Raw genomic sequence first — 8,866 nt, 5'->3', positions numbered from 1 at the left:
GGATCTTTGATCCAACCCAGTTTTTTTGCGGAAGTAGTTCAGTGGTAGAACGCCACCTTGCCATGGTGGAGGTCGCGGGTTCGAATCCCGTCTTCCGCTGTTGCCGAAGGCAGCAGAATTGAATAATGCACCCATAGCGCAATTGGATAGAGTGTCTGACTACGAATCAGAAGGTTGTAGGTTCGACTCCTACTGGGTGCATCCTCGGGAAATAGCTCAGCTTGGTAGAGCACCTGGTTTGGGACCAGGGGGTCGCAGGTTCGAATCCTGTTTTCCCGATAGGGCGAAGGTCATCGTCCTAGCAGCATTTTCGCGGTGTAGCTCAGCTGGCTAGAGCGTCCGGTTCATACCCGGGAGGTCGAGGGTTCGATCCCCCCCGCCGCGATCGACTTGGACCTTTAGCTCAGTTGGTTAGAGCAGGCGGCTCATAACCGCTCGGTCGTAGGTTCGAGCCCTACAAGGTCCATCGGCTTTGCGCCTTGGACCGAAATCAATTATAATATTAACGTTATCGCGGGATAGAGCAGTCTGGTAGCTCGTCGGGCTCATAACCCGGAGGTCGTTGGTTCAAATCCAGCTCCCGCAATTGGTTCCATGGTCTAGTTGGTTAGGACGCCTGCCTGTCACGCAGGAGATCACGAGTTCGAGTCTCGTTGGAACCGGTGTCGGCTCGGTAGCTCAGTTGGTAGAGCAATGGATTGAAGCTCCATGTGTCGGCAGTTCGATTCTGTCCCGCGCCATCTCCGCTGACACGCGGGTGTAGTTTAGTGGTAAAACCACAGCCTTCCAAGCTGTTGTCGCGAGTTCGATTCTCGTCACCCGCTGGATCGATTTTTGGGCCTATAGCTCAGCTGGTTAGAGCGCACGCCTGATAAGCGTGAGGTCGATGGTTCAAGTCCATTTAGGCCCATTGCGGCAAAAGCTGCAAATTGAATAACATCATCATGGAGAAGTACTCAAGTGGCTGAAGAGGCGCCCCTGCTAAGGGTGTAGACGGGTCATACCGTGCGAGGGTTCAAATCCCTCCTTCTCCGTCGGATGGCCCGTTGGTCAAGTGGTTAAGACACCGCCCTTTCACGGCGGTAACATGGGTTCAAATCCCGTACGGGTCATGGGTTCATGGAGAATTACCCAAGTGGCTGAAGGGGACGGTCTTGAAAACCGTTAGGTGGGTCAAACCACGCGAGGGTTCGAATCCCTCATTCTCCTTTTAACATTATCGCGGGATAGAGCAGTCTGGTAGCTCGTCGGGCTCATAACCCGGAGGTCGTTGGTTCAAATCCAGCTCCCGCAATTACAATTGAATATTGTTGGTTCCATGGTCTAGTTGGTTAGGACGCCTGCCTGTCACGCAGGAGATCACGAGTTCGAGTCTCGTTGGAACCGTTAATGGCTCGGTAGCTCAGTCGGTAGAGCAATGCATTGAAGCTGCATGTGTCGGCGGTTCGATTCCGTCCCGCGCCATTTATGGAGGATTAGCGAAGAGGCTAAACGCGACGGACTGTAAATCCGTTCCTTCGGGTTCCTAGGTTCGAATCCTAGATCCTCCATTTTTTTATAGGGATATAGTTTAAAGGTAGAACTACGGTCTCCAAAACCGTCGGTGTGGGTTCAATTCCTACTATCCCTGCTTTTCTTATTATGGCGGATTTGGTGAAGTGGTTAACACACTGGTTTGTGGATCCAGCATACGTGGGTTCGATTCCCACAATCCGCCCTTGATTGGGATATAGCCAAGTGGTAAGGCAACGGACTTTGACTCCGTCATGCGCTGGTTCGAATCCAGCTATCCCAATTGCGAAGAGCAACTCCTGGCGGTGTAGCCAAGTGGTAAGGCAAAGGTCTGCAAAACCTATATGCGTCGGTTCGAATCCGATCACCGCCTTCTTGGACAAGCCAAGAGAAATTCTAATATGCCGCTGTGGCGGAATTGGCAGACGCGCCAGACTCAAAATCTGGTTCCAGCAATGGAGTATCGGTTCGACCCCGATCAGCGGTAGACAGACCCTTTAAGGGTCTTTTTTTTGCGGCGTGACAAACTTGTTATGTAAATTTCAGTCTATAGGTGGATGGTTTCAGTAAGGTTTCTGTTAAACTTGAACGTATGAGGGCCTGAAAATTGATAGCAAGCCTGAGTGTCGTATACTGTAAATAAATGGCGTTGGGAGGCGTGGAGATGAACATTGGGATTTTTACTGATACTTATTTTCCTCAGGTCAGCGGTGTCGCCACGTCGATCAAAACACTGAAGGATGATTTGGAACGCAAGGGCCACTCGGTGTATATTTTTACCACGACGGATCCACATGTGCCGGACGACGCAGTGGAGCCCAATGTCTTTCGGTTCGCGAGCGTGCCTTTTGTTTCCTTCACGGATCGTCGAGTGGCCATCAGGGGCCTCTTTCATGCATACTCCGTGGCCAAGGAACTGCAGCTGGACCTTGTCCACACGCAGACTGAGTTCTCGATGGGCTACATTGGGAAGTTTGTGGCGCGTCAGCTCAAGGTGCCGACTGTGCACACGTATCACACCATGTACGAGGATTACTTGCATTACGTGATGAATGGGCACTTGCTGCGGCCTTATCACGTTAAGCAGTTTATGCGCGCCTACCTTTATCACGTGACGCAGGTGATTACGCCTTCGGAGCGGGCCAAACAGTCGTTGCTCGGATATGGCATCAAAACGCCGATGACCGTCATCCCCACTGGGTCGATTTAACTCAGTTCAAGGCGGCAAAAGACCCACATTTGCGTGAGCGCCTCGGTCTGACCGATGTGCCGGTACTTTTGTCGCTATCACGGGTCGCGTACGAGAAGCGCATCGACAAGGTCATTGCCGCCATGCCGAGTGTGCTGGCTCAGGTGCCCAAGGCCGTCCTTTTGGTCGTAGGGGACGGGCCGGCTCGGGAAGACCTTGAGCATCAGGCTCAGAGCTTGGGCTTGGGTCAGCATGTTCGGTTCATCGGGCAAGTTGATCATTCTGATGTGCCGGATTATTATCGCGCTGCCGATATCTTTGTTTCGGCGAGTGATTCCGAATCTCAAGGGTTGACTTACATCGAGGCACTGGCGGCAGAGCGCAAGGTGGTGGCACTAGCGGCATCCTACACTAACAGCTTGCTGGATGATCCGGCGATTGGGACAACTTTCACCACGCAAGCTGAGATGGTGCACCAGCTGGTCAATTACCTGCAGCATCCGCACGCCTTTGATGATCCTGCCCCGCGAGAAGCGAAGTTGCGGGCAATTTCCGCGGATCTGTTCGGTGATCGCGTGCTCAAGGTATACGCCCACGCACAGGAACGGTTTGACGAGGAACTGGCCGAGGAAGCAGAGCGGCTTGACGAACCGACGATGAAAGGATAGACATGCTCGATATTCATATGTTCTCTTCGGCGGACAAGGTGGCAGGCCAAGGCGTCGGCGCCGTGTACACGGAATTGATTGCCTTGTTGCGCAAATATTTTCCCTCTGAATTCAAAATCAGCATCAACAAGTATTCTCCCAGCTTGGTCAGTCATTATCACACGATCGACCCGGCCTTTTTTGCATCCACCTTTTCCAAGCGGCGGGGACAAAAGATTGGGTATGTTCACTTTCTGCCTGATACGCTTGATCAAAGCTTGAGACTGCCCGGTGTTGCGAGATGGACTCTGGATAAGTACACGATTGCTTTTTATCAGCGGATGGACCGGCTAGTTGTGGTCAACCCGAACTTCATTCCCAAAATGGCGGCCTATGGCATTGACCCGCGCAAGGTGACGTTCATTCCCAACTTTGTGTCTCGGGAAACGTTTTATCCTGCTACGGCCGAGCAAAAAAAGATGCTTCGCAAAAAGCACGGCGTCAACCAGGATGCGTTTGTGGTGTTTGGTGCCGGGCAGGTTCAGGATCGTAAAGGCGTTGATGACTTCATTGAGTTGGCCAAGCGTAACCCGCAGATGCAGTTTATTTGGGCGGGGGGCTTTTCATTTGGGATGATCACCAATGGCTATGACCACCTGAAAGGCGAGGTCGAGAACGCGCCGAGCAACCTGAACTTTACTGGCATCGTGCCGCGGGACGAGATGGTCGATTACTACAACATTGCGGATGTCTTCCTGTTGCCGTCATTTGATGAGCTGTTCCCAATGTCAGTGCTGGAGGCCTTTTCAACGGCAACGCCGGTGATGGTACGGGATCTGGCGCTGTATGATGACATCATTGCTCCGTATGCCATGATGGCCAAGGATCAGGCGGCCATGGGAGTCGGTTTGCGCGCACTCAAAGCCGATACTGCGCTGCGAGCCGAATACACGGATAAGGCTGAGCAGGCGGCCGCCACTTATTCGGAAGCCCGCCTGGCACGGGTATGGCACGATTTTTATCTGGCGCAAGCAAAATCGGGGCAAATCGCAGATGAGCCGCGGAAATAAAATCGCGGCATTGGTGATGGTCTTGCTAGGCGTCGGTATTTTCGCTTTTGAAATGCGGACGGTTAACCTGCGGGCAGTTGGGCACAGCCTGGCGACCATGAACCTGTGGTGGCTGCTGGCCGGACTGCTGGTGATGATCAGCTCCTGGGTCGTCGAGAGTTACGTGGTGCGCATGTTTGTGGAACACGACGGGGAGCGGCTCAGCTTTAAGTCTGCGTTTCGGGTGCCGCTCGTCGAGCAGTTGTTTAATAACATCACGCCATTTGCCTCTGGCGGCCAGCCGGCCCAGCTCGTCGCGCTGATGCAGGCGGGGGTTGAAGGCGGCCGTGCAAGCTCGGTGCTGTTGATGAAGTTTATCGTGTACCAGTTCATGGTGCTGATCAATTTTGTCTTCACGCTAATTGTCGGGTTCAACCAGGTTGCCAGCCGGTTTGGGGCGTTATCGCTGCTGATTGTGTTCGGGTTTGTGATCCATGTTACCGTGATCATCGGGTTGTTACTGGTGATGTACTACTACCGGTTCACCAAAAAACTGGTGGCGTGGTTTGTGCACATTGCCGGCTGGTTCATTTCGGCCGAACGCCAAACACGTCTGCAGACCAAGATGGACGAGAAAATTGACACGTTTTACGCCGAGAGCTGCACTTGAAGCAGGCAAAGCGCAAGGTCTTGAAGGCGTCTGTTCTGACGTTTATTCAGCTGTTGCTGTACTATTCGGTTCCTTATTTCGTTTTGCGCAGTTTCGGCATTGCGCACCTCAGCCTAGTCGGGGTCATGGTCATGCACGTGATGATTGTGATGATCGTGTCGCTTTTTCCGATTCCGGGCGGGACCGGCGGCGCGGAGTACAGCTTTAAGACGCTGTTTTCAGCCTTTGTGCCTGGCCAGGCGCAGCTCGTGCTGGCCATGCTGCTCTGGCGGTTCCTCACGTATTACCTGGGGATGCTGCTTGGCGGGGTGGCGCTGGCAGTCACACCGGACCGCATGGATCAGGCGCCAAAAGAGAAAAAAATCCAGTGACACGGGATTTGGGTCGCCATAATGCGGAATTTTATGGTACGCTATGACAGAATAGAAAGGGGCCGCGTATGAAAAGCTCACAATTAGTTGCGATTATTAAACGCCTAGAAGCCATGCAGGAATCCGAGGACGGTTCAGTGCAATCGCGCCGCTTTGAAAAAGACGGTGTGGAAAAAGGGGAAGTCACCTTTGATCCCGCCACTGAAACTTATTCTCTTGAGGAAATTGCGACTCACCAGAAGTTCGAGTTTGACGACATCGACTTGGCAGCCATCGAGATTTACGATCTGCTAGACGACTCGGAAGACTAGAAGTGTGAAGCCAGGCTTGCCTGGCTTTTTTTAATGTCATTAAGATGGCGTTAAATCCAAGGCCCGCGGGGCCGCTTGAATTGTCAATAGTTTCGCGATTGTGTAGACTAACCATTGTATTCTTATGTGCGCTATGCAATTCAATTGTTTGGAGGATCAGTATGAAGTCGATCGGCGGTAAGATTCGCGGCTTTTTTAATACCCGCTTAGGTTTTTCAGTCCTAGCCATTGCCTTGTTTTGGGCCAAGACTTACTGGGCATACAACACCAAATTTAACCTCGGGGTCAAAGGCCAAATGCAGCACTTGCTGCTGGCGCTGAATCCGCTGCCCACCACCATCCTGCTGTTTGGCTTGGCCTTTTATTTGAGTGGCCGCAAGTCGTACGTCACGATGCTGATCATCGATTTTTTGACTTCAGTGTGGTTGTTCGCCAACGTGCTTTACTACCGGGAGTTCTCCGATTTTCTGACCTTCGCGCTAATCAAGGATTCCGGGTCAGTGTCCAACAACCTTAGCAAAGGGATCATGGGCATCTTGCAGCCGACTGACTGGCTGGTGTTTCTGGACTTAGTGGTGCTGATCGTGCTGCTCGCCACGCATCTCATCCGGATCGACATTCGACCGATCAAGAAGCGGTTTGCCATCGGCGTGACCGTCATGGCCTTGTTCATGATTGGCGCCAACTTGTCCATGGCAGATTCCGACCGGTCCGGGCTGTTAACGCGGACTTTTGACAATAATTACATCGTTAAGTATCTTGGACTGAATGCCTATACCGTGGTCGATGGCGTGAAAACCGCGCAAACGTCAGCAGAAAAGGCGAACGCCAAGGCTTCGGACCTAGATTCGGTGCTGGCTTACGTCAAGAATCACCAGGTTTCCAAAAATGTCAGTTACTACGGCAAGGCCAAGGGCAAGAACGTCTTCATTATTCACTTGGAATCGTTCCAGCAGTTTCTGATTGATTACAAGTGGGACGGCCAGGAGGTCACCCCGAACCTCAACAAGATTTACCACGAAAGCAATACGCTGAGCTTTGACAACTTCTTTAACCAGGTCGGCCAGGGCAAAACCGCCGATGCCGAAATGATGTTGGAAAACTCCTTGTTCGGATTGCCTGAGGGCTCTGCGATGAGTACGGATGGGACCTCAAACACGTTTCAGGCGGCGCCTGCTATTCTGGACCAGCAAGGCTATACGACGGCTGCGGCCCATGGTGATGTTCCCAGTTTTTGGAATCGGGACAACACATATAAGTCATGGGGGTATGATTACTTCTTTTCCAAGCAGTACTTCCCAAAAATCAAGGATGATGAGGTTGGCTACGGGTTTAAGGACAAGCTTTTCCTGAAGTACGCTGCGAGCTACGTGCAGCAGCTGCCCCAACCGTTTTACGCGAAGCTGATCACCGTGACGAACCATTACCCGTACACGCTGGATAAGAAGAATCAAACCATCAGCAAGACGGATACCGGTGATAAAACGGTTGACGGGTACGTGCAAACGGCTCACTACCTGGACCAGTCCATTGGCGAGTTCATGGCCTGGTTGCAAAAGACAGGCCTTGATAAATCCAGCATGGTGGTCTTTTATGGGGATCATTACGGCATTTCCGACAATCACAAGAAGGCTATGGCAAAGCTGACGGGCATCAAAGACTTCAATGATTTCAATAATGCCATGTACCAGCGGGTGCCATTTATGATTCACATGGATGGTCTCAAAGGCGGGATCGATCACACGTATGGCGGTGAGATCGATGTGCTGCCGACGTTGATGCACTTGCTTGGGGTGGACACATCGAACAACGTGATGTTTGGGACTGACTTGCTGTCACCGCAGCATGATCAAACCGTGGCGTTCCGCAATGGGGATTGGGTCACGCCGACTATCACCAAGGTGGGCAGCGTCTACTACAATACAAGCAGTGGCAAGGAAATTAAAAAAACTTAGCGCCAGTCAGAAGCAAGCCATTGATGCGGCGACTAACAAGGTCACGACTGAACTGTCACTATCAGATCGCGTGCTGAATGGCGATTTGCTGCGGTTCTACACCCCGGTTGGGTTTAAAAAGGTCGATAAGACTAAGTACAATTACAACCTGAAAAAGGCTCAGGCGAACCTTAAGGCAGCGCAGCGCGCGGGTACTAGTGCGCTGGCCAAAAATGGTGGCAAGTCGTTTGACGATGATTACGTCACGGACGCCCCGGAGCTATCAACCAGTGCGAAGGGTGCCAGCGGTAGTTCAAGTTCCGGCAGCAGTTCTAACTCCAGCAGCAGTTCCTCCTCCAAATAGCATGACTTCGCAAGACCTCCGACTTTTCGGGGGTCTTGTTTGCAGGTTTAAACGTTTAGGGGTATGCTGATGCTGACTGAAGAATCATTCTAATGTAGGTGAAAAATATGGAAGAAACGGTCTATCATCAGACGATTGCAAAGCTTAAGGCGAGTAAAATCAGAGTGACCCCTCAGCGCGATGCGATTATTAAGTATCTGATTGCCAGTGAGGCACACCCAACGGCGGAAAAAAATTTACTCAGCATTGTCGCCGCAGTTTCCGCACATGAGCGTGGCGACTGTCTATAATAATTTAAAGTTGCTTGCAGATCTCGGCTTGATTGAGGAGATGAACGTTGGCGATGTTGCGACACATTTTGATTTTGCGCTGCAGCCGCATTACCACGTGATTTGCCGCAACTGTGGTAAGATTGTCGACTTTAGTTATGACAAGCTGACCGATGTGGAGCAGGTCGCGGCGGCCAAGACAGGCTTTTTGGTTGATGGACATCATCTAGAGGTTTATGGACTTTGTCCAGAGTGCCAAGTTAAGCTTGGTAAAGTGCCTGCAGACAGATAAATAGGGGTTTTACTTGAAAAATCCGAACGAGGAAAATGAATCTTTATTCCTTGTTCGGGTTTATTTTTTATGTTTTGTTTTGGCTGATTAATGGTTGACGACACCCCGTAATAGCTGGTAGAATACTTGTTGTTGTCAAAAGCCCGGCGCTTGCGTCGGCCCTCACGGGTGAGATTGTTTATTCAGCTGATGAATATTTAATCAAATAGCGATTGACAACAGTTTAGCCGTTAGATATACTGTTAAAGTTGTCTTAAC

General features: G+C 51.5%; 2 protein-coding genes, 22 tRNA genes and 4 pseudogenes. All 28 read left to right on the top strand.

Features of this window, described 5'->3' with window-relative positions; all coding sequences use genetic code 11:
- Window positions 1-27: 27 nt before the first annotated feature.
- The 28 genes and pseudogenes from JCM13995_RS11745 (at window position 28) to JCM13995_RS11610 (ending at window position 8,608) form a co-directional block, all read left to right on the top strand.
- Window positions 28-99, top strand: a tRNA-Gly gene (locus JCM13995_RS11745).
- Window positions 100-127: 28 nt separating this feature from the next.
- A tRNA-Arg gene (locus JCM13995_RS11740) sits at window positions 128-201 on the top strand.
- Window positions 202-205: 4 nt separating this feature from the next.
- Window positions 206-279, top strand: a tRNA-Pro gene (locus JCM13995_RS11735).
- Window positions 280-311: 32 nt separating this feature from the next.
- Window positions 312-385: transfer RNA gene (locus tag JCM13995_RS11730), tRNA-Met, on the top strand.
- A gap of 7 nt (window positions 386-392) precedes the next feature.
- Window positions 393-466, top strand: a tRNA-Ile gene (locus JCM13995_RS11725).
- Between the two features lie 46 nt (window positions 467-512).
- Window positions 513-586: transfer RNA gene (locus tag JCM13995_RS11720), tRNA-Met, on the top strand.
- Window positions 587-588: 2 nt separating this feature from the next.
- Window positions 589-662: transfer RNA gene (locus JCM13995_RS11715), tRNA-Asp, on the top strand.
- Between the two features lie 5 nt (window positions 663-667).
- Window positions 668-740, top strand: a tRNA-Phe gene (locus JCM13995_RS11710).
- Window positions 741-753: 13 nt separating this feature from the next.
- Window positions 754-824: transfer RNA gene (locus JCM13995_RS11705), tRNA-Gly, on the top strand.
- A 12-nt stretch (window positions 825-836) separates the two neighbouring features.
- Window positions 837-910: transfer RNA gene (locus JCM13995_RS11700), tRNA-Ile, on the top strand.
- A gap of 36 nt (window positions 911-946) precedes the next feature.
- Window positions 947-1,034, top strand: a tRNA-Ser gene (locus JCM13995_RS11695).
- Between the two features lie 6 nt (window positions 1,035-1,040).
- Window positions 1,041-1,112: transfer RNA gene (locus tag JCM13995_RS11690), tRNA-Glu, on the top strand.
- A 9-nt stretch (window positions 1,113-1,121) separates the two neighbouring features.
- Window positions 1,122-1,209: transfer RNA gene (locus tag JCM13995_RS11685), tRNA-Ser, on the top strand.
- A gap of 11 nt (window positions 1,210-1,220) precedes the next feature.
- A tRNA-Met gene (locus tag JCM13995_RS11680) sits at window positions 1,221-1,294 on the top strand.
- Between the two features lie 18 nt (window positions 1,295-1,312).
- Window positions 1,313-1,386: transfer RNA gene (locus JCM13995_RS11675), tRNA-Asp, on the top strand.
- A gap of 5 nt (window positions 1,387-1,391) precedes the next feature.
- Window positions 1,392-1,464: transfer RNA gene (locus JCM13995_RS11670), tRNA-Phe, on the top strand.
- A 5-nt stretch (window positions 1,465-1,469) separates the two neighbouring features.
- Window positions 1,470-1,550: transfer RNA gene (locus tag JCM13995_RS11665), tRNA-Tyr, on the top strand.
- A gap of 9 nt (window positions 1,551-1,559) precedes the next feature.
- Window positions 1,560-1,630 (top strand) — tRNA-Trp (locus JCM13995_RS11660).
- Window positions 1,631-1,644: 14 nt separating this feature from the next.
- Window positions 1,645-1,717: transfer RNA gene (locus JCM13995_RS11655), tRNA-His, on the top strand.
- Window positions 1,718-1,723: 6 nt separating this feature from the next.
- Window positions 1,724-1,795 (top strand) — tRNA-Gln (locus JCM13995_RS11650).
- 18 nt (window positions 1,796-1,813) lie between these two features.
- Window positions 1,814-1,885 (top strand) — tRNA-Cys (locus tag JCM13995_RS11645).
- A gap of 30 nt (window positions 1,886-1,915) precedes the next feature.
- A tRNA-Leu gene (locus tag JCM13995_RS11640) sits at window positions 1,916-1,999 on the top strand.
- A 177-nt stretch (window positions 2,000-2,176) separates the two neighbouring features.
- A pseudogene (locus tag JCM13995_RS11635) lies at window positions 2,177-3,369 on the top strand (glycosyltransferase family 4 protein).
- A gap of 2 nt (window positions 3,370-3,371) precedes the next feature.
- Window positions 3,372-4,418 carry a glycosyltransferase family 4 protein gene (locus JCM13995_RS11630; protein WP_054665880.1) on the top strand — a complete coding sequence of 349 codons (1,047 nt, stop codon included), beginning with the start codon at window positions 3,372-3,374 and terminating at the stop codon, window positions 4,416-4,418.
- Window positions 4,402-5,438 (top strand): annotated as a pseudogene (locus JCM13995_RS11625) (lysylphosphatidylglycerol synthase transmembrane domain-containing protein). The gene JCM13995_RS11630 and the pseudogene JCM13995_RS11625 overlap by 17 nt, the downstream one beginning before the upstream one ends.
- Window positions 5,439-5,506: 68 nt before the next feature.
- On the top strand, window positions 5,507-5,749 hold the full coding sequence (locus JCM13995_RS11620; RefSeq protein ID WP_054665877.1) for a YkuJ family protein: 243 nt from the start codon (window positions 5,507-5,509) through the stop codon (window positions 5,747-5,749).
- A gap of 161 nt (window positions 5,750-5,910) precedes the next feature.
- Window positions 5,911-8,047: pseudogene (locus JCM13995_RS11615) on the top strand (LTA synthase family protein).
- A gap of 107 nt (window positions 8,048-8,154) precedes the next feature.
- Window positions 8,155-8,608 (top strand): annotated as a pseudogene (locus JCM13995_RS11610) (Fur family transcriptional regulator).
- Window positions 8,609-8,866 lie beyond the last annotated feature (258 nt).

This window comes from Lacticaseibacillus camelliae DSM 22697 = JCM 13995 (genome assembly GCF_001311195.1).
Taxonomy (GTDB): Bacteria; Bacillota; Bacilli; order Lactobacillales; family Lactobacillaceae; genus Lacticaseibacillus; species Lacticaseibacillus camelliae.
This window is presented reverse-complemented; position numbering and strand designations above follow the sequence as displayed.